Genomic DNA, 25960 nt, shown 5'->3' on the forward strand with positions numbered 1-25960 from the left:
GTATATAGATCTAATTTTCTAACTTTCCGAAATGAACAATTTCGGAGAAAAGCGGGTTCTATTACTAGCTTTTGCGGGGAAAACGCGCCGGTTTTGTACCTTTGTATCCTCTTCCGCACTCGCTGTTTAGGCCATGCTTGACTTCGCAACACCGTCTTTAATACCACCCGCCGAAAAACCGGCACTCTATTGCAACTCCTTAACCGGATATTCCCGTCGCAAAACCATCACGGTTCCCATCGGCAACGTCCCACTGGGCTCTGATTTTCCCATCCGGGTTCAGTCGATGACCACCATCGACACCATGAACACCCTGGGTTCGGTCGAGCAGTCGATCAAAATGATCGAAGCGGGCTGCGAATACATCCGGATTACGGCACCCAGCGTCAAGGAAGCCCAAAATCTCGAAAACATCCGCAAGGAACTACGCGCCCGGGGCTACACAACACCCCTCGTCGCTGATATTCATTTTACACCCAATGCCGCTGAACTGGCCGCCCGCATCGTCGAAAAAGTCCGGATCAATCCCGGCAATTATGCCGACCGGAAGCGGTTTGAAGTCATCGAGTACACCGACGCGTCCTATGCCGCCGAACTGGAACGGATTCGGGCCAAATTCCTGCCCCTGATCCGGATTTGCAAGGAATACGGCACGGCCATGCGGATTGGCACCAACCACGGTTCGCTGTCGGACCGGATTCTGAGTCGCTACGGCGATACGCCCCTCGGCATGGTGGAATCAGCTTTAGAATTTCTGCGGATTTGCGACGATGAAAACTACCACAGCATCGTCCTATCGATGAAATCCAGCAATCCGCAGGTCATGGTGGAAGCCTACCGCCTGTTGGTTCAGCGGCTGGATGCGGAAGGCTTAAAACCGTATCCGCTGCATCTGGGCGTTACCGAAGCGGGGGAAGCGGAAGATGGCCGGATCAAATCGGCTGTCGGCATTGGCACACTGCTGGAAGATGGCCTGGGCGATACCGTCCGGGTTTCCCTGACGGAAGATCCCGAACTGGAAGCCCCGGTGGCGCAGGCACTCATCGACCGCTATGCAAAACGGGCGGGCCACAGCCCGATTCCGGAAATCCGGCACTATCCCATTCATCCGTATCAGTATACCCGGCGGAAAACCCGCGAAGTGGCCAATTTCGGTGGGGTCAACGTACCGCGCGTGATTGCCGATTATTCCGAAATACCGGTCACCCACCACGAGCAACTCCGGCCCATCGGCCACTTTTACCTGCCCGTTCCCGACAAATGGCGGATGAACGACCTGGGTGCCGATTACCTCTACACCGGTTCGCAGCCCGCTTCGTTTATGTTACCCAACGGCTTGAAAGAAATTCTGGATTATGCGGTCTGGCTTTCCGCCACTGATCAGGTTCATACATTTCCCTTGCTTGACACAAGTACCTACCTGAGCAGTCGGCAAAAACCGGGCGGTTTGCACCCGCTTCTCAATTTTGTTGTGACCCAACTGGGTGACTTTTCGGATGACCTGGCTAATGCGCTCAGTGAAGATCAACACGTGGTGCTGGTGGTTCGAACGGAAAATACCCACGCGATGGCCGAACTCCGACGATTGTATGTAGAGTTGATCAACCGCGGAATTGCCTGCCCGGTCGTTAACCAGAGGAGTTTCCCAGAAAGTCAGGGCGATTCTTTGCAACTCTATGCCGCCACGGACATCGGCGGTTTGCTGGTCGATGGCCTGGGCGATGGTGCCTGGCTGGCGACCGATTTACTCCCCGATCTCTCACCCGAAGAGCGCCTGGAGACCGCAAACCGGTACAATTCGACGGCATTTGGCATTTTGCAGGCGGCACGGACCCGGATGTCGAAGACGGAATACATCTCCTGCCCTTCCTGCGGACGAACGTTGTTCGATTTGCAGGAAACCACGGCAATGATCCGTAAACGCACCGATCACCTGAAAGGCATCAAAATCGGCATCATGGGCTGCATCGTCAACGGACCCGGCGAGATGGCCGACGCCGACTATGGTTACGTTGGAATCGGGAAAGATAAAATTTCGTTGTACCGGGGTCAGCAGGTGATCAAAAAGTCGGTCACCGCCGAACGCGCCGTCGATGAACTGATTGAATTGATTAAGGAAGATGGCCGCTGGAATGAACCGGAATCTGAGTTATAAATTAAGAATTAAGAGTGAAGAGTTAACCAAATCACTTGACCATCAATTCTTAATTCCTCACTCATAACTCTTCACTAAAAATATTATGTCCAAAATAGGAGATTATTTCAAGTTGGGTGACGTTTTCCGGTATTTCTACCGGGTTTTTCAGAAACCGGACCCCAGTCGCCCGACGAACACCAACATTCGCATGATGCACGGGATCAACCGGATTTCCATCATCATGTTTCTGTTCTGTCTGATTGTGATGATTGTCAGAGCCATTATGCGATGAACATTGAAACGCTGCGCACTTACTGCCTGAGCAAACCCGGCGCCAACGAGTCATTCCCCTTCGGTGAAGATACGCTGGTTTTTAAGGTTGGCGGCAAGGTGTTCGCCTTGACGTCGCTGGATGCCCGCCCGCTGTCGGTCAATCTGAAATGCAACCCCGAACTGGCCGTCGAGTTGCGCGAGCAATACGATTCAGTTCGGCCCGGTTATCACATGAATAAAGTACACTGGAATACCGTTATCATCGACGGAACGGTTCGGGAAAGTGATCTGAAAAAATGGATCGATCATTCCTACGAACTGATTGTTGCCAGTCTACCCAAATCGGTTCGGCAGGAATTGGAAAAATAGGAAACGGGTTGCAAAAACCCGGTTTTTCAGCTAGTTTACAGTAGTTTTCTGAAAGCTTCAGGTTATGGAAGTTGCGCTGATAGGATTCTTCTTTATTTTCTACCTGGTTGTTCGGTATTTCGTGATCGACCATGACACGCAGGCGGAAAAAGACCGTCTTCGGTTTGCCGAGGGCATCACGCTCGTCCAGTTCCACCGCTATGATGAAGCGTTTGCCTACTTCGATCAGGCCGTTAAACAACACCCCAAATCGTCCCTGGCGTTTGCCTACCGGGGCAAATGCCACCTGCGGAATGAAAATGCGTATTCGGCCCTTTTCGATCTGACGATTGCCCTCAGCCTGGACAATACCATTCCCGATTCGTATCTGGACAAAGGTATCGCTCTGTACCAACTGAATCAGTTTGGTGAAGCTTTCAAGGAGTTTGACAAAGCGGTCTGGTATTTCCGGGGGCAGCAACCCGACGCCATTCGCTGGCGGGCATTGGCCCGGATGCAGCTCGACCAGTATGGTCCGGCCCAGAAAGACCTGATCCGGGCCATCGAGCTGGGTGACGAAAATTCGGCGTATCTGCTGAAACAACCGCCGTTCTCGAACGTCATTTATTCCTGACGGTTATTTTAATCGGCTAATCTGCTCCGTATTCCGCTTCGTATCGATTTTGGCGGCTTTCGCCATCTCCAGTGACTTTTGCGCAGCTTTCAACCCCTCGGCGGTTTTCCCACCCCGGCGATAGACCTCAGCCAGTTCAAAATACAAATCAGCCTGCTCGGCGGGGCTTTTTGCCTGCGGAATGGCTCTGTTGGCCCAACGGGCTACCGTCGGCGCATCGCTGGCATCCGGGCTTTTCCGGTTGAATAACCGAATCACATACAGGTATTCCGGCGTTGAGAACTGGTTCTGGGCAATGTGATCGTCCATTCGGGAAGCGGCTTTGGTGGCCTGACCCGCCCGAAAATACGCGTTGATTTCGGGCAGCAGCGTGCGGTTGCTGGCGACGCGTCCGTCGATACCCACTTGCTGAAGCTGGTTACGAATGGTGATGATTTTAGCGGCCGGATACTGATTTCCCCGGCTGCTGTATAACGAAGACATGAGAATATTCTCCGCCACCGTTTTGACCTGCTCCGCGCCGTTGGGTTTGATAAATTGATCGAGGTGGCCGATCATGTACTGAAAAAGCGGGTTGTCGACGTCCAGAATCAGCTTCTGCAACACGAGCCAGTTCGTTGGGTTCGCATACGTATTGGCGGCTTGCCGGGTGGCATACTCGTTCATCACCCGGATGTTCGTCACCGTGTCACGCGTCACCCGCGCATACATCCCGTAATCGATCAGGAAATTTGGGGAGCGCTCCCCATCTTCAAACCGTTTCCGCATGGCCGACGACCGGATTTCCGGATTGAGTGCGGTGGTTCCGTGTCGAATCACCTCATCCGTCGAGTTGTTACTCATCGCCATGTGAATGAGGTCTCCCTGCGAATTAAAATACAAAAACAGCGGCAGGGAGGGAACAAACAGGCGGTTTTTATCCAGAAAAGCGATGGTACTCTTGTCAGAAATATCGATTTTGGTACTAACGAAGCGAGTGTTGTAGAATTTCCCTACGGTTTTGTTCGCAAACGTGGGAATAAAACTCTGGCAAACGTGGCAGGTTTCCGAATACACTTCCACAAAAACCGGCTTTTTGGCTTTTCGGGCCGCACTCAAAACCGCCGTCAATGGCTCCTTCCGAAACTGCACCCCCTGCCCAACGGCCAAACCGATCGTCAGCCAAACAACTATTAAAAAGGCACTTAAAATTCTCATAACCAAGGCATTAATGTATGGCTTATGGTTTAGGATTTATCGTTGGCTAACGCATTCTGATGTGTTCACTAGCCCATGATAAATCCTAAACATAAACTCGAAATTGCTACGACTGCTTCTGCTGCTCGCGGTATTCTTCCTCTACTTTTTTGCTCAAGGCCCGGCAGAGGTTGTCGATCTGGTCGGCCATCGACTGGTCGCCCGTGGCCGTCACGATGGTGTCGGCGAGGCTGCCGAGCACTTCCACGCAAAACCGCTTCATGTCGGTCACGGCCATGTCTTTGGTCCACAGATTCAGCCGCAGCGTTCCCTGGTTGTAATGATCCCATACCGACACCACCACCGCCTTGGTATCACTCAGTCCTTCATTGGGATTATCGGTCGCGTTCCAGAAAATTTTTTCGGGGATATTGTGGTCGTCTAATTCAACCGCAAAATTGATTTCTGATTTTTTCATCGTTTGCTTTTCAGTACAGTAAAAAACTCCGCCAACCCAGGCGGAGTCGTCAAACAACGATCCCGCCCCCAGCGGAGTTTTAAGACTTCAAAGGTAACCATTTGTGGGACGGATTTGCAATCCTACCCCGACGATTCAAAACCAAAAAACCTCTAAATTTAGGTTTACTGCTGACCAAACACCTTCTTCAACAAATCGGTGACGCGAGCCGCCGGATTTTCGCGGATTTGTTTCTCTTCCTGGGCAACCAGCGTAAAAATACCGTCAACGGCTTTCGTGGCGGCATAATTGGTCAGATCCGGATTGACTTTCGTGGTTGCGATGGGCAATTTGTTATACGTACGAACCAGATCCCCGTAATAGCGGGTGGCGTTGTTTTTTTTCAACGTGCTGTCGATCACCGGCGTAAAAGCCGCCATCAACTGGTCCGACGTGGTACGCTTCAGGTATTGCGTGGCCGCATTGTCCTGCCCCCGTAAAATACCGACGGCATCCTGAATGCTCATCGACGTCAGCGCATTCAGAAAAATGGGTTTCGCCTTTTTGGCCGCATCTTCCGCCGAACGGTTGAGCGACATGATAAACTGATCGACCTGTTTTCCCATGCCGAGTTTCCGCAGGGCCGATTCCACCTTCTGGGCTTCCGGCGGCATCAGAATCTTGATCAGCGTGTTTTTGTAATATCCATCCACCGCCGAAGCCTGATCGGAGCCTTTGCTGATCCCGATCCGGAGGGCTTCTTTCAATCCATTGGCAATTTCATCATTGGATGAGCTTCCGCCCGAAGCGACATCGCCTACTTTATCCAGAATTTGTCCGAAGATACCCTTCTTTTTCGGTTGGGTTGAATCGGACTGGGCCATTGCGGCACCGGAATAACCGGCAAGCAAGAGGGCAAAAAGGACTGTTTTTTTCATGTGCTTCTCAGGTTGATTCTCTTTGTGAAACGTTCGCCGATGGCTGGTCGGCAAAAGATAAACCGTTTTTTTACGTATTTTTGGCTCGAAAGACAGCGTTCTGCTGTTAGTTTGTCAATCGGCCTTTCTCTATAAGACAGCAAAACTGATAAAAAGTAAAGGGTCGAGCCACAAAAACTTGTAGATTTTTTTTCATGAAACCCATCCTGGCCGAAATTATAACGATTGGTGACGAAATACTGTTTGGACAAATTACCGATACCAACACCCAATGGATTGGGGCGGAATTGACAAAAATCGGAATCCGGACCGTCCGAAAATCGTCGGTTGGCGATCAGAAAGAAGCCATTCTGAACATCCTGAAAGAAGCGACCGAACGCGCCGATCTGGTCATTCTGACTGGTGGTCTCGGCCCCACCAAGGATGACATTACGAAAGTCACGATTTGCGAGTATTTTAATACGACCCTCGAACGAAATCCCGAAGCACTGGCGTTTGTGACGAAGTTCTTTGAAAGCCGGGGCCGTTCGATTACCGAAATAAACGCCAAACAGGCCGATCTGCCCCTCAACTGTACTTACGTGCCGAATGACTGGGGAACCGCGCCGGGCATGTGGTTCAATGAAAATGAAACCATTTATGTCTCCCTGCCGGGCGTACCGTTTGAAATGAAGAACCTCATGCAATATCGGATCATTCCGATGTTGCAAAACCAGTTTGAAACGCCGACGATCGTTCATAAAATGATTCGGACGGTGGGAATCGGCGAGTCTTTTCTGGCCGAAACAATTGCCAACTGGGAAGATGCGCTGCCCGCACACATCAAACTGGCCTACCTGCCCCATTTTGGCCAGGTGCGGCTGCGGCTCACCGGAACCGGCAGCGATCCGGTGGTGCTGAAACAGGAAATCGATGAACAGGTCGAAGCCGTTCTGCCGTTGATCCAGCCTTTTGTGTTTGGGTATGACGACGATGAACTGGAAACGAAAGTGGCGCAGTTGTTGTCCGAAAGAAACTGGATGCTGGCTACCGCCGAAAGCTGCACGGGCGGTTTTGTGGCAAGTCAGATGACCAAATACGCCGGTTCGTCCCGGTATTTTGTCGGCGGGGTAGTCAGTTACAGCAATACCGTTAAGGTCAACCAGTTGGGTGTTCAACCGGAGACCCTGAGCCAGTTCGGCGCGGTCAGTGAACAAACCGTGCGGGAGATGGCGGAAGGCGTTCGAACGAGGCTGGGTGCCAACGTCGGTATTGCCACCAGCGGGATTGCCGGCCCCGACGGTGGAACCCCCGAAAAACCAGTTGGTACGATCTGGATTGCCTGTTCGACCGAAAAACAGACCGTCGCCCGCTTGCTGAAACTGGGGCCTTACCGCGAGCAGAATATTCAGAACACGTCGGTTCAAGTCTTAAACCTTCTCCGGCAAACGTTGCTGGAAGAAAAATAAACTCACTGCCAATGGCACTTGTTGACATGGTTATGCCCAAAATGGGCGAAAGTATTGTAGAATGTACGATCATTTCCTGGCTCAAAAAGCCCGGCGACCGCATTGAAGCCGACGACTCGCTTCTGGAAGTGGCCACCGACAAAGTGGACACCGAGGTGCCCTCTTCCCATGCCGGTATTCTCAAAGAAATTCTGGTAAACGATGGTGATGTTGTGGCCATTGGCAGCCCGGTGGCCCGCATTGAAGTCGAACATGCCGGGGAGATTGCCCAGGATGAGTCGGCTGTCCCGGCACCGCTATCGCACCCATTCGGAGAAACCGAGGAGCAGGACGTAGCCAGCGTGGCGGCTAAACTCGAAGACGACATTTCGCAAATTTCGGTGCGCAATCCGGAAATCCGGACCGATGCCGAAACCGCTGTAGCCGAAAACAACCGTTTTTATTCGCCCCTGGTGTTAAGTATTGTCAAGGCCGAAGGAATTTCTCAGGCTGAACTGGCGTCGATCAAGGGTACAGGTGCTGAGAACCGCATCACCAAAAACGATATTCTGGCGTACGTTGAAAAACGGAAAAGCGAACCGGTTTCGACAGGTTCTTCGTTTCCCAAAGCCGCTTCCATCACCGGCCAGAACGACATCATTCAGATGGATCGGATGCGGAAGATGATTGCCGAACGGATGGTCGAATCGAAGCGGATTGCGCCCCACGTGTCTTCGTTTGTCGAAACCGACATGACGGTTCTGGTGCAATGGCGCGAACGCAACAAGACGGCGTTTCAGCAACAGTACGGCGAAAACATCACCTACACGCCCCTCCTGATCGAAGCCGTTGTAAAAGCCATTCGAGACTTCCCAATGATTAATGTTTCCGTGGATGGCGATACGATCATCGTTAAAAAAGCCATCAATGTTGGCATGGCCGTGGCGCTGCCGAGCGGTAATCTCATTGTGCCGGTCATTCACAATGCCGATCAGTATAATCTGGTTGGTTTGACCCGGAAAGTGAACGACCTGAGCCGTCGTGCGAGAGAGAATAAACTCACCGCCGACGACCTGGCCAACGGCACCTACACGGTTTCCAACATCGGCACGTTCGGCAATGTGATGGGAACGCCCATTATCGTGCAGCCGCAGGTGGCCATCATGGCTTTTGGAGCGATTGAGAAAAAACCGGCGGTTATCGAAACGCCCCAGGGCGATCTGATCGGGGTCCGGCAAAAGATGTTCATCTCCCACAGCTACGACCACCGGGTGGTCGACGGTTCGCTGGGCGGGCAATTTGTCAAGCGCGTTTCGGATTACCTGGAAGGGTTCGATCCGGACCGAAAGATTGTCTGACCGTTCATCCCGGCATTTATGCCTTTCAGGACTCAAAAATGCCATGCGAAGCATTTTATACGGTTTTTGGGTCTGTCAAAGTTGTAGTTTCGGATCATTTCACCCAAACGACATACTTTACTCATGAAATTGCAACTCGTTTTTCCTGCTGTTTTTTGTAGCATTCTTAGTTTTACGACCGTTTTCGCGCAGACAAACGCACGGGTTGATAAAATTCAGGGCATTGAAACGTACGTGATGTGCGAACCGCTGCGCGCCTACGAAACCGTGTTCGAAATCGCATCCGGTGCCAAAGCCGCATCCCTGTTTACCGGCGGAGTCGTGAATGAAGGGGTTTCTGAAAAAGCCGCCCAGTTTGTTCGACGGGCCAGTAAGGACGGCAAAAAAGACAACAAAGCATTCGATGCTGTCGTCATCTCGGGCTCAAAAACCGCTATTGCCGTTAAATTCAAAGAGGAAGCGGGCGCCAACAAAGGACTTGCTAAGGTCCGAAAAATTGACGGGTTGGCCGTTTACGTCATGAATGAGCCGCTACTGGATTACGAAACTGTAGTCGATGCTTCCGGGGGTGTGAAAGCCAAATCCTACTTTACCAGTGGCATTGTGAACAATTCCATTGAAGAAGATATCGAACAATTTGTTCGCCGTGTAAAAAAAGAAGCAACCGAAGCCAAGAAGCCCATCGACGCCATTGTCTATTCAAGCGGCAAAAGAGCCATTGGTATAAAATTCAAAGAATGAAACCACGTATTGCCATCGACATGGATGATGTGCTGGCGGACACCGTCGGCAAGTTTATTGCCATTTACCGCCGTGATTTTGATACATCGGCATTGCCCACTGTATTCCGGGAGAATTCGTTTCATGAACTGCTGGAAAAGGATGTGTACAAACGTCTGGCGGATTATGTCCACGAACCGGGTTTCTTTGCCGACATTCCCGTTATGCCCGGAGCCATTGAAGTGACGCAGGCGCTTTCCGAAAAATACGACCTGTTCGTTACCTCGGCGGCTATGGAGTTTCGCAATTCCCTTTCGGAAAAATACGACTGGCTGGATCAGCATTTCCCGCACATTCACTGGAAAAACCGGGTCTTCTGTGGAGACAAGAGCATTCTGCGGGCCGACATCATGATCGACGACATGCCGTATAATCTGGTCAGTTTTCAGGGAAAAGGCCTTCTGTTCGACGCCCCCCACAACCGCGACAATACCATTTTCCAACGGGTGCTCTCGTGGAATGAAGTGGCGAAGGAGTTGTTGTAGAAAGAGAGGAAAGAGATTAGACAAGAGAATAAAGACCGTTCCACCATGATAAAGTCTTTATTCTCTTGTCTACCCTCTTTCTTCTCTAACATAAAAAATGCCCGCCAGTCAGACTGGCGGGCATTTTTTATGTTAGAAGTCAAGGCAGATTAAGCCGACATTTTCTCATTATGTTCAACCAGACGATCATGACCCGTTTCAAATTCCGGGCTGGTCACTTTTGCCGGGCGCATTTTAATGATTCCCACCGCCGACAACAGCCGGATAACCGGGTAAGTCGGATCGAGTTCAAACCAACGCGCACCGAAATTAGCGGCATTCGGACGTTTGTGGTGGTTGTTCTGGAACAGTTCGCCCATCATCAGCCAATCAAAAAACATCGAGTTTTTAGACCGGTCGTGGTTGTCGAAGTTGGCGTAACCGTATTTGTGTCCGCTCCAGTTCACAATCGCTCCGTGGATCGGTCCCATCAGGAAGTGAATCGGCAGCAGGAAGAAAAACGCCCAGTGCATATCCAGGTAAACGAAGGCGAAGATGTAGAACAATGAATACACGGTTCCCCAGGCTACGCGTGAAATCCAGGAATCACCGATTTTTTCCAGTGCATACCATTCCGGGTAGTTGCGGTCAAATTTAGCTTCAATTGGCCGCACCCGGTTCAGGACGGCATTGTATAGATCTTTCGTTTTCCACATCATCGTAAACACGTTTTTCGTGTGGTGTGGAGAGTGCGGGTCTTTGGGAGTATCACTGAAAGCATGGTGCATCCGGTGCAGAACGGCGTAAGCGCGAGGACTCAAATACGAGGACCCTTGTGAGAGATAGGTCAGGAAAAAGAAAAAGCGTTCCCATACCTTGCTCATCGTGAACATTTTGTGAGCCGAATACCGGTGCAGAAAAAATGTCTGGCAGAAAAGCGATACGTACCAGTGAACAACAAAGGCAATAAGGATTATTACCACGGGATTAAATTTGTTAAAGGTGAATGGCTAAAAACCAACTTCAGTGCAATTAGATTCTACAAATCTACAACAATAACGCCGATAGTTAACCGAATAAGACAAATTTTTATTTTTTATTTATTTTCTCAAAAAGCGGTCGTCGAATACTGTAACAGGTTGGCTCCCATGCGTAAAGCTTGCTGGCGAGCCTCTTCAGGGTCATTATAAACGGATTGATCTTCCCAGCCATTCCCCAAATCGCACTCAAAACTGTAAAAACAGATTAAACGCCCTTCCCAGATTAATCCAAATCCCTGTGGTGCCTTCCCATCGTGTTCATGTACTTTAGGCAAGCCGTTGGCGAAGTTGAATTTCTGGTGATAAACCGGATGATTGTACGGCAATTCGATGAACGACAGTTCCGGAAACACCTTTTTCATCTCGCGCCGGATGAATTTATCCAGCCCGTAGTTGTCGTCGATGTGCAAAAAACCGCCCGACATCAGATACCGGCGCATGTTTTGGGCTTCGGCATCCGAAAAAACGACGTTCCCGTGGCCCGTCATGTGAACGAAGGGATACGAAAATAATTCGGGGCTTCCTACCTCCACAATGTCTTCTTCCGGAAAAATATTCATCCGCAGGTTGGCATTGCAAAACTTGATCAGGTTGGGAATGGACGTTTTGTTGGCGTACCAGTCGCCCCCGCCGTTGTATTTCAATTTGGCAATTTTATACGAATACTGGGCTTTCACCGACAACGTTGTCGTCAACGTGAAAAACAAAACCGTTAAAAGAAATCCAGTACGTCGCTTCATGCTCAGGTTAACGTATTAAGTAGATGAATCGTATGACAGGCCGCCAGAGCCGCCGTCTCAGTCCGCAGCCGGGTCTCCCCTAATTTAACCATTTTGAACCCATTTTCAAGGGCCTGTTGAATTTCACGCTCCGAAAAATCGCCCTCAGGACCAATCAGCACCAAAGTCGATCGTCCCGGTTTAGCGGCTTTCAACAAAGATTCCGCTGGTGCGTTTTCGGGAAGATGCGCAATAAATCGCTCGTCGGCAGGTTGGATCAGTACGGTTTTGAAATCCTGCACAGGATCGATCACCGGCATAAACAACTGCAGGGATTGCTTCATGGCAGCGACAGCGATCTTCTCCAGTCGGTCGGTTTTGAGCATCCGGCGTTCAGAATGCTGGCTAACAAAAAAACTGAACTGATCGACGCCCAATTCGACCGCTTTTTCCACCAGCCATTCGATCCGGTCCATATTCTTGGTCGGAGCCACGGCCAGGTGAATCCGGTACGGCCGGGGAACTTCGCTACGCGTGTCAACAATCCGAAAAGTACACCGGCGCGGATCGGCGGTTTCAATGACACAGTTGTGACGTTTGCCCCGACCATCGGTCACATCGATAGCCGCTCCTTTGGTCAGCCGCAGCGTTTTGACGCAATGCCGGGATTCTTCTTCGCTCAGAAAAGCGTTTGTTTCCGATTCGGGCTGATAAAACAGGTGCATAAATGCGGACGAACCGTCGAAATTAACGCTTATTCTTCGGGTTCGTCGTTGGTAAAGGAATACATCGTCTTGTCCAGTTTCAGTGAATTGCTGTTGAACTGAGCGATGAAATCTTCGATGACCTCTTCCGAAATTTCTTCCACATTCAGGCAGACATCCAGACTAATTCCATATTCAAATTCGTGATCGATTTCAATGTGTTCCTGCACCTTAACCGCTTCGGTCTCTTCGATTTCTTCGATCAACTCGGTTAAGAACAACTCAATTTCCTCTTCCAGTTCCGCGTCAATCCGATAATCGGGTTTCCGCTCTTCTACGGGAATGTATTGAGGGAACGATTTCTTGACCTTTTCCATGGCCATTTCATACACCAGGCTGCTGTGGTGAAGCCGCAACGTATAGATAATGGCATCGTAAATAACTTCGTTATCCTTATGTTTGCCAACAAACTGAACGTGAACGCATTCGCCGGAATTCAGAACCTCCAAATCGTCATCTTCATCCTCTACATAGACGAATGAACTTCCTTCTTCCTGGCATTCCTCTTTCAGAAGTTGAATCGTCGCGGGTTCAAATCCCTCGTTTTTATACGTCCCCATGGCAGTAATCGTTAAAATTTGCGTGTGATCGATTGGGCAAATCTACAAACCCGCCCGTAAAATTCAACATCTAAAACCGGCAGACCGTTCAATTCACAACCGCTCGGCGGTGATTTCATACGTCTGGTAATGCCGGACAAGCGTCTGAATGGCAAAATCGACCGCCGTTGGAATGGCACTGACATCCGTCACCAGCAACTGATCTTCCGGGCGGTGAATGTTGGGCATCCGGCCTTTGGCATCCATCGCCGTCAGGGTCATTACCGGAATTTTCCGGCGCACAAACCAGACGCTGTCGAAATCGGCGGTGTGCCAGCGCCCGGGTTTGACCACCCCACGGAACGGTTTTTCCTCCAGCAAACGCTCCGCCGTTTTCATCAGGTCGTTGGTGTATTCAATAACTTCAACGGTTCCGGTATGTTTAATGATCCGCAGTGATCCATTGCCCAGCGTATCGAAGTTAACCACCACTGTCCGTCCTTTGGGCCAACTGTCGATGTGTTTGTCAAGATAGGCCCGGGAGCCAATCATACCCGCTTCTTCCGCCCCGGTCAGCACCACTTCGGTTTCCAGTCCGGGCATATACAATTGCTTCAGCCGTTCGGCGGTGGCGATGGCGGCCACTACCCCCGTTGCGTTGTCGCTTGCTCCGTTGGTGTAGCCATAGAGCCAATACCCGAGCGTTCCGAGCAGGGCCTGCAGAACAAAGTAGGCAATCAGACCGTAGCGAATCCACGGCATCCAGTCGCTGTTTACGCCCAGTTGTTCGAAGAGTACCAACAGCCCGGCCCCCAGCATCAGCACCAGCGACAGAACAAGGGTGGTATGGAAACTATTGACGGTGCCGGTTCGGTATAAGAGCGAGATCGGAGCGGTATCGTAATGCGCCATCAAAATGGCTTTCATCACCGGTTTTTCCTGGTCACCGGCATACCCAAACCCGGTTTCACGCCATCGGCCAATGACATTGTGGGAAGTTACCTGGGGAGGAAGCCGGGTGACAGGCGAAAACCGCCAGTTGAAAAACAACCAGGCCAACGTTACCCAGCCCCACGTCCAGAGCACCGCCAGCCAGCCCAGCCAGGGTGCCGTCAGCAGCCCGGTAACGATGCCGGCGATTAACCAGTAAATCACCGTCACATAGGTACGGGGCGTCCGGAAGGATTCGACCGTTACGGTGGCCTGCAGTTCCCGAAGGGCCAATGACAACCGTTCAATCGCGGACGCTTCGAAAGCCGTGGCCGCCCCCCGGTGTGGCAGGCGGCTTAAATCGCGCAGCAGGGTGTCCATCGAAAACGGCATTACTTGTTCGGTTAGAGGTTGGGCCTTTACTTTCTAAACGCGCAAAACCGGTTTTTGGGTTTTGCGGGCAGAAATGTAAATAAACCACTCATTGTTGTCAAAACCGATAATTAGGACTAAAAAAAAGCCTCGTGCCGTAGCAAAACAAAAGCCTGCACCAATTGGCGCAGGCTTTATGTAACGATATGGTTGGAAAATTACTATTACTTGACGAAAAGTAACTCGCGGTATTTTACCAGAGGCCAGTCTTCATCATCGATGATGAGTTCCAGCTTGTCAACTTCGTAGCGAATAACGTCAAAGAAGTCTTTTACTTCTGTAGCGTATAGCTTCGCCATTTCGGCCGTATCAGTCAAATTGTTCGCCTTCTTGCGGGTTTCCGTCATTTCTTCGACGTTTTTCTTGATGGCGATGACGCGGGCTGAAATCTCTTTGATCAGGTCTTTGATCGGCTCAGCTTCGTCAGTCATGCCCAGATCCACCAGCGCTTTGGCGGTTTCTGCCAGTTTGTTCAGGTATTTCAGCGCCGTTGAAACGATGTGATTCATCGCCAGATCACCCACAACCCGTGACTCGATCTGTACTTTTTTGATGTATTTCTCCAGTTCGATTTCGTAGCGTGATTCTACTTCGGCATGGCTCAGAACACCTACGCGCTCGAACAATTCCAGCGATTCGGGTTTCAGATACACACCCAATGCTTCCGGTGTCGATTTGATGTTCGACAGACCCCGTTTGGCGGCTTCTTCAACCCACTCATCCGAATAGCCGTTTCCTTCGAACAGAATCCGTTTCGACGACTTGTAGTAGTCTTTCAGAATCTCGACGATGGCCAGTTCTTTCTTCTCGCCATTGGCCAGACGGGCATCCAGTTCCTGTTTGAAAGTAACCAACTGGGCGGCAACGATCGTATTCAGAACCGTCATGGTAGACGCCGAGTTGGCTCCACCACCCACGGCGCGGAATTCGAACTTGTTTCCGGTGAAAGCAAACGGTGAGGTCCGGTTCCGGTCGGTGTTGTCCCGCAGCAGTGACGGAATGCGGTTGATCCCCAATTTGTAATAGACGTTATCGCCTTTGTTGACAATCACTTCCGACTTCGTTTCGAGGTCTTCCAGAGCTTTTGTCAGCGACTCGCCCAGGAACACGGATACAATAGCCGGGGGCGCTTCGTTGGCACCCAGACGGTATTCGTTACCCGCCGAGGCAATGCTGGCGCGCAGCAGATCCGCGTGATCGTGAACGGCTTTTACCACGTTGACCAGGAACGTCAGAAACCGCAGGCTTTCTTTTGGTTTCGAGCTGGGAGCCAGCAGGTTCACGCCGGTATTGGTGCCCAGCGACCAGTTGTTGTGCTTCCCGCTACCGTTGATACCGGCGAACGGTTTTTCGTGGAACAACACTTTGAAGTTGTGTCTTTCGGCCACTTTTTCCATCAAATCCATCAACAGGGCGTTGTGGTCGATGGCCAGGTTTACTTCTTCAAACGTTGGCGCTACCTCGAACTGACCCGGTGCCACCTCGTTGTGACGCGTCCGAACCGGCATGCCCAGTTTCATGGCTTCAAATTCAAAGTCAACCATGTAGGCATTCACCCGGGGAGGAATCGTGCCAAAATAGTGGTCTTCCAGTTGCTGACCACGCGCCGGAGAATGTCCGAAAACACTGCGACCGGCCATAACCAAATCCGGACGGGCATAGAACAGGGCTTTGTCAACGACAAAATATTCCTGCTCGACACCCAGGGTTGGGGTTACTTTGGTAACATTCCGGTCGAAATACTGACAAACTGCGGTAGCGGCTTTGTCAACTTCCAGGAGGGCTTTCAGCAAAGGCGTTTTGTAGTCAAGCGCTTCACCGGTATACGATATAAATACGGAGGGAATACAAAGGGTTTTTCCACCCGCGCCATTGTCCATTAAAAAAGCCGGCGAGCTCGGATCCCAACCGGTGTAGCCGCGTGCTTCGAAGGTGTTCCGCAGACCACCACTTGGAAACGAGGATGCATCCGGTTCCTGCTGAACCAGAGCGCCCCCTTTGAATTTTTCGATGGCTTTTCCGTCCATCGTCACATCGAAGAAAGCGTCGTGTTTTTCGGCCGTTGCTCCCGTCAAAGGCTGAAACCAGTGCGTATAGTGGGTGGCACCTTTCGCCGTTGCCCAGGCTTTCATGGCATTTGCCACTTCGTCGGCAATGTCGCGGTCAATTTTACCGCCGGTATCGATGGCCTGTGTAATTTTCAGATATGCTTCCGGCGACAGCAGGGAACGCATAACCTCGTTGTTAAATGTGTAGGAACCATAGTATTCCGTTACACGTTCTGCCGGAGGTGGAACAGTGAGGGCTTGCCGACTTTGTGCAATTTCGAGAGCTTTAAACCGAAAGTTTGACATATTAGGTTCGAGGTGGTTTTTGGATTAAAAACACCCAAAAATACTGATTATTTGTTGTAATTTCCAAGAAATAACATCCGTTTTAACCTATTTTTCACGAAAAATTGCTGAAAATTACAAAAATTGGTTTTTGACTATTGAAATTCCTTCATCTGAGAAAATACCTATTTCATCCAAATTTTGCACCTACCCCAGAACAAATTGTACCTACGAAAGATAAAGTAAACCACAATTCTATAACCGTTTACATAATAAGCCATTATCCCGCCCGGAATCGTATTACCTTTGCGTTCCCCTGGCCATTGTATTTACCAAAATAATGAAGAGTCGTTTGCTTATTCTAATGGCGTATTTGACGGGCTGGACCGGCTGGTTGCTGGTGAGCCGCGTTCTCTTTTTGATGTATCAACCCCAATCCAGTCAGTTGAATGCCGCGGCTGTAGCCGGTGTTTTTGCCAACGGTTTGCGAATGGACCTTTCAACGGCCGGTTACCTGACCGTTATCCCCGCCCTGCTCATCACGTTGTTGCCCAACTGGTCTTCCCCGAAACTCACGCGGTCCCTGCGAATCATCACCTTCATCGAACTGATCGTTGTTTCCCTCATTACGGTGGCCGATCTTGAGGTGTTCCGAACCTGGGGTTTTCACCTGGATATTACACCACTGCATTATTTAAAATCCCCGCGGGAAGCAGCCGCGTCGGTGGCGGCTTCGCCGGTTTTATCACTGACTACGCTCTTTGTGGGTATGTTACTCGTGGGCGATTATTATTTTAAACGGCTGATTCACCCCCTGGTGTTTCGGCTGAAACCGGTTCGGTGGTGGATTGCGTCGCCCGTTTTGCTGGTCGCAACGGCGGCTCTGGTTATTCCCATTCGGGGTGGAACCCAACTGGCTCCGATGAATGTCAGTGCCGTATATTTCTCACCGGTCGCTTTTGCCAACTATGCCGCCGTAACCCCCCAATGGAATTTTATGCATTCGGTTCTGGAACGGAATAAATACGGCAAAAACCCCTTCCATTTTCTCCCGAAAGGGCAGGCAAACCGAACGTTACAACCACTCTTTCAGCCGGTCACCAACCACCAGTCGTTGCTGAACACCCCGAAACCGAATGTCATTCTCATCGTCTGGGAAAGCTTTACGGCCAAAACCGTTGCCGGTTTGGGCGGGCGGGCCGGTGTTACCCCGCAGTTTGAAAAGCTCGCCCGCGAAGGCATCCTGTTCAACCAGCTCTTCGCCAGTGGCGACCGCAGTGAAAAAGGGTTGATTGCGCTTTTGAGCGGTTTTCCGGCGCAGGCCACTGCTTCGATTATGACTTTACCGACCAAATCGGCGAAATTGCCAACGCTGGGCGAGAAATTTAAAAAAGCCGGTTACCAGACGTCGTTTTATTACGGCGGTGAAACCGAATTTGCCAACATCAAATCCTACCTCTACCACAACCAGTTTGGCCGGATCATTTCCAAACCGGATTTTAAATCCAGCGACTGGAATTCCAAATGGGGCGCCCACGACCATGTGGTGTACAGCCGTATTCTGTCGGATCTGAGCGGAGCCAAGCAGCCTTTTTTTGTATCGCTATTCACCTTAAGCAGTCACGAACCTTTCGAAGTGCCAATGCCGACGGTATTTCCCGGCACAGATGAAGAATCTTTGTTTCTGAATTCGATGTATTATGCCGACCGCAGTTTGGGCGAGTTTATCGCCCAGGCTAAAAAGCAGCCGTGGTGGGCAAACACGCTCGTTGTCATTACGGCGGATCACGGACACCGGCTGCCGGTTTTGTCAACCGACCGGGTACGGGATTTTCACATTCCCATGTTGTGGCTGGGGGGCGCTTTGAAAGCCAAACCGCAGGTCATCGACCGCATCGGATCCCAAACCGATCTGGCCGCCACCCTGTTACAACAACTGAAGGTCGACGCTACCGATTTTAAATGGAGCCGGGATTTGCTGAATCCACAAAACCGCCCCTTTGCTTATTTTGCGTTTAACAACGGTTTTGGCGTCGTCCAGCCCAACCGGCATCTGCTGTTCGACAACAACAGCCGCCAACTCATTTCTTCCAATGGCGTCATTCAACAACAGGACATCGAACTGGGAGAAGCCTACGAAGAGGAATCCTATCAGGATTTTTTGAATAAATAATCTTGAAATCCCGAAAAGCTTTGAACCCGCAAGGTCTGGGTGCCCCCGTCTCAAAGACCTTGCGGCTTTCGTTGCGGCTGTACCGAATAGTTTTGTAATTTTGCAGTCAATGAAAAAAATTGCCTTTTATACACTCGGCTGCAAACTCAACTTCTCCGAAACCTCCACCCTGGCCCGCATCCTGGAGCAAAAGGGATATGAGCGCGTAGAATTTAATCAAAAGCCCGATATTTTTATCATCAATACCTGCTCGGTTACGGACAATGCGGACAAGAAATGCCGAAAGATTGTCCGGGAAGCGCAACACATCAACCCCGATGGCTATGTGGCCATTGTGGGATGTTACGCGCAACTCAAACCGACGGAAATTGCTACCATTCCCGGTGTGGATGCCGTTTTGGGAGCCTCCGAGAAATTTCGGCTGGCCGAATTGCTGGGCGATTTTGTCAAGGAACCGTCCGGGAAAGCTGCCGTTTATAATTCGCCCATTGAAGAAGCCGTCGATTACCATGCGTCCTATTCACTCAACGACCGCACCCGCACGTTCCTGAAAGTGCAGGACGGCTGCGATTACCCCTGCGCTTACTGCACCATTCCACTGGCGCGCGGCAGCAGCCGGAGCGACACGATTGCCAATGTGGTGCGGGCCGCCCGCGAAATTGCCGCCCGCAACGTGAAGGAAATTGTGTTGACAGGGGTGAACATCGGCGATTTTGGGCGGCAACCCCAAACCGGGCAGGATGTTTTGCCGAAAGAAACGTTCCTGCAACTGATTCAGGCGCTGGATGAGGTGGAAGGCATCGAACGGTTCCGGATTTCGTCCATCGAACCCAATTTGCTGACCGACGACATCATTGCGTTCGTCGCCCGCTCGAAGCGGTTTGTCCCCCATTTCCACGTTCCGCTCCAGTCGGGTTCCAATGCCGTCCTGGCGTTGATGCGCCGTCGTTACAAGCGCGAACTGTATGCCGAACGGGTGGCAAAAATCAAGGAGTTGATGCCGCATGCCTGCATTGGCGTCGATGTGATTGTGGGCCATCCCGGCGAAACGGACGAGGCTTTTTTGGAAACCTTCCACTTTCTGAACGAACTTCCGGTCTCATATCTGCACGTTTTTACGTATTCCGAGCGGCCCAACACGCACGCCCTGAACCTAAAACCGGTGGTCAATCCGTCAAAACGGGCCGACCGCTCGAAAATGCTGCACAGCCTTTCCGACAATAAAAGGCGGTTTTTCTACGAACAGCAGGTTGGCCGTGAAGCCTCCGTTCTGTTTGAAGAAGACATCGAAAACGGTCAGATGCTGGGCTTCACCGAAAACTACGTTCGGGTGACGGCCACCTACGATCCGCTGCTCATCAACGAAACCAAACACGTTCTGCTGACGGGACTGAACAGCGCCGGGTTAATGGAAGTGACGGAAAGTGTTTCAGAGCCATCCATCGTTTATCTTCACTAAGGTATCACCTTTAAAATCAAGGAATTATAAATATAAAATGATGAATGCTAAATTTAAAAGGTAAGGATCGCATCCTCAATCCCTTTTACATTTAGCATTCATCATTTTATATTTATAATTCCTTTTCCAAAAAAGAAGGTATCCGTCAAAGACAGATACCTTCATCGAGTACAACAAAACCACAGGCAACCCCTGTGGCTCTGTCAGTATATCTTGGACTAAGCGTCTACTAAGAATTCGTCGTGCTGGCTCACATCCAGACCCACTTTCTCGTCTTCTTCGCTAACCCGCAGTGGCAGGATGGCGTTGGTGATGATCAGCAGCAGGTATGAAGTCCCGAAAGCGAAAACCGATACGATCACCAGGGCCATCAGGTGGATGAAGAACAATTTGGTATCACCGAACGCCAGACCTTCGTCGACAACCGCCGAGTTAACACCTTTCGAAGCGAAAATACCCGTCATCAGCATCCCGACCATACCGCCTACACCGTGGCAGGGGAACACATCCAGCGTATCATCCAGTCTTGATTTCGTACGCAGGTGAGCCACCGTATTACTAACCAGTGAAGCGACCGTTCCGATAAAGATTGACGTCGGGATCGTTACGAAACCAGCCGCCGGCGTGATGGCAACCAGACCGACAACCGCACCAATGGCAAATCCTAAGCCGGATACTTTCTTGCCTTTAGCAGCATCGAACAACACCCAGCCCAAACCAGCCGCAGCCGCAGCCGTGTTGGTGGTGGCGAAAGCCGAAGCAGCCAGGGGCGTTGCACCTACTGCCGAACCGGCGTTGAACCCGAACCAGCCAAACCACAGCAAGCCCGTACCCAGCAGAACGAAAGGAATGTTGGCTGGTGGGAAGTAGCTGGCTTCCATGTGTGATTTACGGCGTTTCAGGTACAAAGCACCCGCCAAAGCAGCCCAACCGGCCGACATGTGCACCACCGTACCACCGGCAAAGTCCAGAACACCCAGTTTAAACAGGAAACCGTCCGGGTGCCAGGTCATGTGAGCCAGGGGCGTATACACAATCAGGCTGAACAGGATCATGAACAACACGTAGGATTTGAAATTCACCCGTTCTGCCATCGAACCGGTTACGAGAGCCGGGGTAATCATGGCAAATTTTAATTGAAAGAACGCGAATACGACCAGGGGAACTGTTGCTGCTAACGGCCATGGTTTGCCATCCAGTACGCCATTGAACATGAAGAAAGTGGTTGGGTTTCCGATAAAACCCCCGATGCTTTCGCCAAAAGCCAGACTAAAACCGACTACCACCCAGAGAATACTGATGACACCCATCGCAATGAAGCTTTGCAGCATCGTCGAGATGACGTTTTTGTTGTTCACCATACCTCCGTAGAAGTAGGCCAGACCAGGGGTCATCAACAAGACCAGCGCAGCGGAAACGAGCATCCAGGCCGTATCCCCCGAATTAATGCCTTCGGTGACAATTCCCTTCGGAACGGCTGGAAAAATCACACCCAATACACTGACTATCAGCAGTAGGGCAAGCGGTAAGTAAGATGGTTTTTGCATGATACTTGAACGGTTTAGTTGTACATTAGGTTGAGAAAGGTCCCGAAAGACCAGTGTGGGGTTGCGTACTAAAACTTGTAGATAAAGGCCAGTCCCAGCGTCGATTGCGAGGATTTGGTATAGGCGCCGTCGCTGTCTTCAAACTGCTGGGATTCAGCCGTGTTGCTGCCAGCGGGTTTGGCGTAGCTGTCGAGCCGGAACTCCGGTTTGATCAGCAAATTACCGTCGGCAGCCGTAATGTTGCCCGTGATGGTGATGGAGTTGACACTCGTTCCTTCGCCATTGAAATTACGCAGACCGCGCGCACCATCTTTGTTGTCAAAATATTCGTAGCGAGCGCCCAGGCCAAATTTGCCGGTGAAAGCGTAGTTCGTGTATACGGCAACCCCGCTCCAGGTTGAAGTCCCCGTTTTAACCGGTGCATAGCCTTGAAAATCTTCTTTCTGTGAACCGATGGCGGCATTCAAACCCAGGAAGAATTTCTCCGTGATCTGGTAGGTCGTCGTCAGATCAAATACAGAATACATCCCTTTTACGGCTTTTCCCGTCGAATCCGGGTTGGCCTCGTTGCTCACAATTCCATTCAGGTAGACGTTCCAGCCCGAAACCGGTGCAAAAAACAATTGACCAATGATGCCTTTTGCCTTGTTGTTGTCTCTCCAGCTATCGACGTTATTGACAATACCCAGCATCAACGACGCTTTGTCGCTGAAAGCATATGTACCCTTGATACCAGTGTGATAGAAAGGACCGTTGTTGAACAGGTTCGATAAAGAGTAATTGTAGTTGACCGGAGCGTCGATTACTTCATACCCGATGTGGGTACCGAACTGGCCCACCATGATTGAGAATTTATCGGACGTCTTCCAGTTGATGTAAGCCTGCTTGATGGCGGCCAGTGACGTACCGCCCGAGAGGGGACCGATCACGTTACCATAGTTGCCCAGATCAGCATTCGGACCAAAGGTCAGGTCAAGTACGGCATCGACCTTGTCAGTGCTGTACCCGATTTTGGTTTGAATGAGACCCAGAGAAATTTGGCCAGCCCGCTGATCAAAAACGCGAGCCGTGCCGGCTGCTCCGAGGTTGCTGCCCGAACGAGGATTATTGAGATTACCGCTGTAAAAAGAATCGATGTAGCCAGAAAAAGAAAATTTACCCTTGTTTTCGGCTTCAGGCTCTGTGGCGGCTACTTCCTGCGGCTTAGAAGTAGTCGTCGTGGCGTCCTGAGCTTTGGACAATAAGATAGAAAACGAACAACATACCAGTAAAACAGTTTTTTTCATAATTTTCTTTGGTTTGTTCGAGAATTAGCTGATTAATTAAATTGACGCACAAATATTATTACTCAATACCTAATTTGCAAGTATTTGCTAAAATTTAATCCAGTTTTCCTTATAAATACATAAAAATTGCCAAAAGTCACTTAAAACTAGAGCCATATTGAGTATTTTTAAATGAAATATACCAATATAGCATATTTTGTAAACTGACGTTATTTTGGAATAATATACAAGTTAGACCTTAACATGCCATTCAATTAATTATTTAAATAATCCTATTATAGTTTACAATTTTGAAAAGCGTGGGGCAAAAAAAAATCCCGGATCGGCGATCCGGGATTTTTTTTTGGTATCTGGTGAGTCAATCAGGCCGCTTCGGCATGGAGCCAGGATTTTTTGGCCAGAAGCGTATCTTCTTCTTCCACATTGTCCGGATCGGGTACACAACAGTCGACCGGACAAACGGCTGCACACTGTGGTTCCTCATGGAAACCAACACATTCCGTACATTTATCAGAAACGATGTAATAAAATTCGTCGGATACCGGGGTTTGCGGATCTTTACCGTTGACTACCGTACCATCACCAAAATCGACGACATCCAATTCGGTTCCTCCGCCCCAGGTCCATTCGACACCACCTTCATAGATGGCCGTGTTCGGACATTCGGGTTCGCAGGCACCACAATTGATGCACTCATCTGTGATCATGATTGCCATTTGCAGGTAGAAAGTTAATGATTCGTGGGGAACGCCTTCTTCCAGGAAAGAATCGTACCTTTCGAAACGGTTGCTGGTTAATTGTGAATGTTAATTAATCAACAAATATAATTATTTAAAGTTTGACACCAAACTATAATTTAATTTTGCCCGTTCAATAGTCCGTCCAGTATCCCGTATCAGAATGAATTTAAGCGAACGCGTTGCCACATTTGTCCAGTTGGGAATTTTTCTAAAAGAAGCCCAAAACACGTCTGAATTGCCTGAAATCGCCGAAAAAGCCTTTTATTCCAACCACTGGTTTACGCCGGAAAACAGCTTAAAAGCCCTCCTGGCCATTGCCGATGAATACCTAAATGAAGAAAAGTTATCGGCATGGATAAAAGGTTATAACGTCACTACTGAAACCCCTAAAAATGTGGGCGTTGTCATGGCGGGCAATATCCCCGCCGTCGGTTTTCATGATTTGCTGTGTGTATTGCTGAGTGGCCACCACTTGCTGGCCAAGCTAAGTACACCCGATTTTGTACTTATCAATTATTTAATACAAAAAATCATTGAAATTAACCCCAAATTTGCGAATCGTATCCAGGTTAGTGAACGTTTGAACCAGGCCGATGCGTTCATCGCCACCGGTAGTTCCAATTCGGCCCGGTACTTTGAGTATTATTTCTCCAAAAAACCGCACATTATTCGCCGAAACCGCTCGTCCGTCGCCATCTTGACCGGCGAAGAAACAACCGACGATTTGGACAAACTGGGTCACGACGCCCTCGACTATTTCGGTCTGGGCTGCCGCAACGTCTCCACGCTGTTCGTTCCGGAACATTACGATTTCATTCCGTTCCTCCAACGACTGGATCCGCTCGCTTTTCAATTCACGAGCCACCACAAATACAACAACAACTACGACTACAATAAGTCGATTTACCTCATCAACGGTGTGCCCCACTACGACAACGGTTTTTTGCTGGTAACTGAAAACGAAGGGCTGGTCTCACCCATTTCCACCCTCTATTACCAAACCTACGCCGACCCGGAAAACCTGGCAGGAAAACTGAACGCCCTTTCCGACCGAATTCAGTGTGTGGCTTCGAAAGACGGTTCTTATCCGGGCAGCGTCCCCCTTGGCCACACGCAGCGTCCCGGCCTGAGCGATTATGCGGACGGGGTCGATACGATGGCCTTTCTGCTCACCATCTGATTGCAGCGGTTTACCCATACAAAATTCCGGGAAGTCAGCGCGTCTTCCCGGAATCCGATTCGTTAACCTATCAGCATGGTCAGTCTTTCTCCGAAATGAGCGAGTCGGTTCTGGCTCCCAATGGCATTTCGGACTTCATCGACCATAACGTCTGTGCGGGTTTGCGACTCAGTGAAACCAAATTGTCGAAGGCCGGCTTTTTCCCCGACGTCTTATAGATCTGAACCCGGTAATCACCGGCGGGCATGCTGCTCAGGTTAAACCGGTAATACCGCTGGTAACTGTTGCTGAACTCCTGACAAACCGAGTAGCCCTTCGAGTTGAGAATTTCGATCCGCAACCGTTCTTCGTGCGGATTATAAATGAACACTTTCAGAAAGGCTTCATAGCCATCCGCTGCGGGCACAACCCTTGCCATGATATCGGCAGTCGAGGCCCGGCGTTCCGCGTTCATCAGTCGGTTGCGGTCGTGGACAATTCGCGGGTCTTCGTTGCTGATCGGCAGGTTCACCGTTTTGACGTTGGCGGGTTGCAACTGATTTCGGGTCACTTTCGTCATCGTGGCATTCAGCCGTCGTACGTTGTTTTTTGTCAGTTTGACCAGTTTGTTGGAATGAACTTCCTGGTGAATCAATTGCTGGTCGGCATTGAAATACCGGATGGCCGTTCCGTTGGTGCGGTAATCAGTCGAGACCTCCCAATAACCGGGCCGGTCGATTGGTGTAACCGCATCGGCGGAAGACTTCGTTTGTGCGAGTAACGTCCCAACAGAAAGCAGGCAGAGGAGTGAACTACTTAAAATCGTTTTCATGGTGTGTGCAGAAGT

At 50.4% G+C, this 25960-nt stretch carries 24 protein-coding genes; 11 read left to right on the top strand and 13 right to left on the bottom strand.

Going from position 1 to position 25960, the window contains the following annotated elements:
• Positions 1–133: 133 nt before the first annotated feature.
• From ispG to FH871_RS13145, 4 genes are all read left to right on the top strand, one after another.
• Positions 134–2155, top strand: a complete 2022-nt coding sequence (ispG, locus tag FH871_RS13130; RefSeq protein WP_138991871.1) for a (E)-4-hydroxy-3-methylbut-2-enyl-diphosphate synthase — start codon at positions 134–136, stop codon at positions 2153–2155.
• An 85-nt stretch (positions 2156–2240) separates the two neighbouring features.
• Positions 2241–2429, top strand: coding sequence for a DUF6728 family protein (locus tag FH871_RS13135; protein ID WP_114406564.1), 189 nt, complete (start codon positions 2241–2243; stop codon positions 2427–2429).
• A complete protein-coding gene (locus FH871_RS13140; protein WP_138991872.1) occupies positions 2426–2779 on the top strand; it encodes an MmcQ/YjbR family DNA-binding protein in 354 nt (117 codons plus the stop codon). The genes FH871_RS13135 and FH871_RS13140 overlap by 4 nt, the downstream gene beginning before the upstream one ends.
• A 64-nt stretch (positions 2780–2843) precedes the next feature.
• The gene (locus FH871_RS13145; RefSeq protein WP_138991873.1) at positions 2844–3392 is read left to right on the top strand and encodes a M48 family metallopeptidase; all 549 of its coding nucleotides are present in this window, start codon (positions 2844–2846) and stop codon (positions 3390–3392) included.
• Positions 3393–3395: 3 nt separating this feature from the next.
• On the opposite strand, the gene FH871_RS13150 is transcribed toward FH871_RS13145, so the two are convergent.
• The 3 genes from FH871_RS13150 to FH871_RS13160 form a co-directional block, all read right to left on the bottom strand.
• A complete protein-coding gene (locus FH871_RS13150; protein ID WP_138991874.1) occupies positions 3396–4589 on the bottom strand; it encodes a DUF255 domain-containing protein in 1194 nt (397 codons plus the stop codon).
• A 106-nt stretch (positions 4590–4695) separates the two neighbouring features.
• Positions 4696–5046, bottom strand: a complete 351-nt coding sequence (gene gldC, locus FH871_RS13155; protein ID WP_138991875.1) for a gliding motility protein GldC — start codon at positions 5044–5046, stop codon at positions 4696–4698.
• A 164-nt stretch (positions 5047–5210) separates the two neighbouring features.
• Entirely contained in the window at positions 5211–5963 is a 753-nt protein-coding gene (locus FH871_RS13160; protein WP_138991876.1) for a DUF4197 domain-containing protein, read from the bottom strand.
• A 194-nt stretch (positions 5964–6157) separates the two neighbouring features.
• On the opposite strand from FH871_RS13160, the gene FH871_RS13165 reads away from it, so the two are divergent.
• The 4 genes from FH871_RS13165 to FH871_RS13180 all read left to right on the top strand — a co-directional run bounded on the left by FH871_RS13165 (position 6158) and on the right by FH871_RS13180 (position 10013).
• Entirely contained in the window at positions 6158–7411 is a 1254-nt protein-coding gene (locus tag FH871_RS13165) for a competence/damage-inducible protein A (protein WP_138991877.1), read from the top strand.
• 11 nt (positions 7412–7422) lie between these two features.
• The gene (locus FH871_RS13170; protein WP_138991878.1) at positions 7423–8748 is read left to right on the top strand and encodes a dihydrolipoamide acetyltransferase family protein; all 1326 of its coding nucleotides are present in this window, start codon (positions 7423–7425) and stop codon (positions 8746–8748) included.
• A gap of 123 nt (positions 8749–8871) precedes the next feature.
• Positions 8872–9489, top strand: a complete 618-nt coding sequence (locus tag FH871_RS13175; RefSeq protein WP_138991879.1) for a hypothetical protein — start codon at positions 8872–8874, stop codon at positions 9487–9489.
• The gene (locus FH871_RS13180; protein WP_138991880.1) at positions 9486–10013 is read left to right on the top strand and encodes a 5'(3')-deoxyribonucleotidase; all 528 of its coding nucleotides are present in this window, start codon (positions 9486–9488) and stop codon (positions 10011–10013) included. The genes FH871_RS13175 and FH871_RS13180 overlap by 4 nt, the downstream gene beginning before the upstream one ends.
• 149 nt (positions 10014–10162) lie before the next feature.
• Here FH871_RS13180 and FH871_RS13185 read toward each other — a convergent pair whose 3' ends face one another.
• From FH871_RS13185 to FH871_RS13210, 6 genes are all read right to left on the bottom strand, one after another.
• The gene (locus FH871_RS13185; protein WP_138991881.1) at positions 10163–10975 is read right to left on the bottom strand and encodes an acyl-CoA desaturase; all 813 of its coding nucleotides are present in this window, start codon (positions 10973–10975) and stop codon (positions 10163–10165) included.
• Between the two features lie 125 nt (positions 10976–11100).
• A complete protein-coding gene (locus FH871_RS13190; protein ID WP_138991882.1) occupies positions 11101–11772 on the bottom strand; it encodes a DUF4159 domain-containing protein in 672 nt (223 codons plus the stop codon).
• A 2-nt stretch (positions 11773–11774) separates the two neighbouring features.
• Complete coding sequence (locus FH871_RS13195; RefSeq protein WP_138991883.1) at positions 11775–12476, bottom strand: 16S rRNA (uracil(1498)-N(3))-methyltransferase; 702 nt, start codon at positions 12474–12476, stop codon at positions 11775–11777.
• A gap of 29 nt (positions 12477–12505) precedes the next feature.
• Positions 12506–13075: a hypothetical protein gene (locus tag FH871_RS13200; protein WP_138991884.1), complete on the bottom strand. Its 570-nt coding sequence runs from the start codon at positions 13073–13075 to the stop codon at positions 12506–12508.
• A gap of 93 nt (positions 13076–13168) precedes the next feature.
• On the bottom strand, positions 13169–14377 hold the full coding sequence (locus FH871_RS13205; protein ID WP_138991885.1) for a M28 family peptidase: 1209 nt from the start codon (positions 14375–14377) through the stop codon (positions 13169–13171).
• Positions 14378–14580: 203 nt separating this feature from the next.
• Positions 14581–16770, bottom strand: coding sequence for a glutamine synthetase III (locus tag FH871_RS13210; protein WP_138991886.1), 2190 nt, complete (start codon positions 16768–16770; stop codon positions 14581–14583).
• Between the two features lie 319 nt (positions 16771–17089).
• Here FH871_RS13210 and FH871_RS13215 point away from each other — a divergent pair, with 319 nt between their 5' ends.
• Together FH871_RS13215 and mtaB are read left to right on the top strand one after the other, a co-directional pair.
• Positions 17090–18922: an LTA synthase family protein gene (locus FH871_RS13215; RefSeq protein WP_138991887.1), complete on the top strand. Its 1833-nt coding sequence runs from the start codon at positions 17090–17092 to the stop codon at positions 18920–18922.
• A gap of 109 nt (positions 18923–19031) precedes the next feature.
• Positions 19032–20381: a tRNA (N(6)-L-threonylcarbamoyladenosine(37)-C(2))-methylthiotransferase MtaB gene (gene mtaB, locus FH871_RS13220; RefSeq protein WP_138991888.1), complete on the top strand. Its 1350-nt coding sequence runs from the start codon at positions 19032–19034 to the stop codon at positions 20379–20381.
• A 218-nt stretch (positions 20382–20599) separates the two neighbouring features.
• On the opposite strand, the gene FH871_RS13225 is transcribed toward mtaB, so the two are convergent.
• The 3 genes from FH871_RS13225 to FH871_RS13235 form a co-directional block, all read right to left on the bottom strand.
• Complete coding sequence (locus tag FH871_RS13225) at positions 20600–21928, bottom strand: ammonium transporter (protein WP_138991889.1); 1329 nt, start codon at positions 21926–21928, stop codon at positions 20600–20602.
• A gap of 68 nt (positions 21929–21996) precedes the next feature.
• On the bottom strand, positions 21997–23214 hold the full coding sequence (locus FH871_RS13230; RefSeq protein WP_138991890.1) for a porin: 1218 nt from the start codon (positions 23212–23214) through the stop codon (positions 21997–21999).
• A 362-nt stretch (positions 23215–23576) separates the two neighbouring features.
• Positions 23577–23930, bottom strand: a complete 354-nt coding sequence (locus FH871_RS13235; protein ID WP_114406544.1) for a 4Fe-4S dicluster domain-containing protein — start codon at positions 23928–23930, stop codon at positions 23577–23579.
• 184 nt (positions 23931–24114) lie between these two features.
• Here FH871_RS13235 and FH871_RS13240 point away from each other — a divergent pair, with 184 nt between their 5' ends.
• A complete protein-coding gene (locus FH871_RS13240; RefSeq protein ID WP_138991891.1) occupies positions 24115–25134 on the top strand; it encodes an acyl-CoA reductase in 1020 nt (339 codons plus the stop codon).
• Between the two features lie 79 nt (positions 25135–25213).
• Here the strand turns inward: FH871_RS13240 and FH871_RS13245 are convergent, their stop codons facing one another.
• Positions 25214–25945 (bottom strand): hypothetical protein, encoded by a 732-nt coding sequence (locus FH871_RS13245; RefSeq protein WP_138991892.1) that lies wholly within the window; start codon positions 25943–25945, stop codon positions 25214–25216.
• Positions 25946–25960: the final 15 nt, after the last annotated feature.

Origin of the sequence: Larkinella sp. C7 (assembly GCF_006149005.1) — a bacterium.
Lineage (GTDB): Bacteria > Bacteroidota > Bacteroidia > Cytophagales > Spirosomataceae > Larkinella.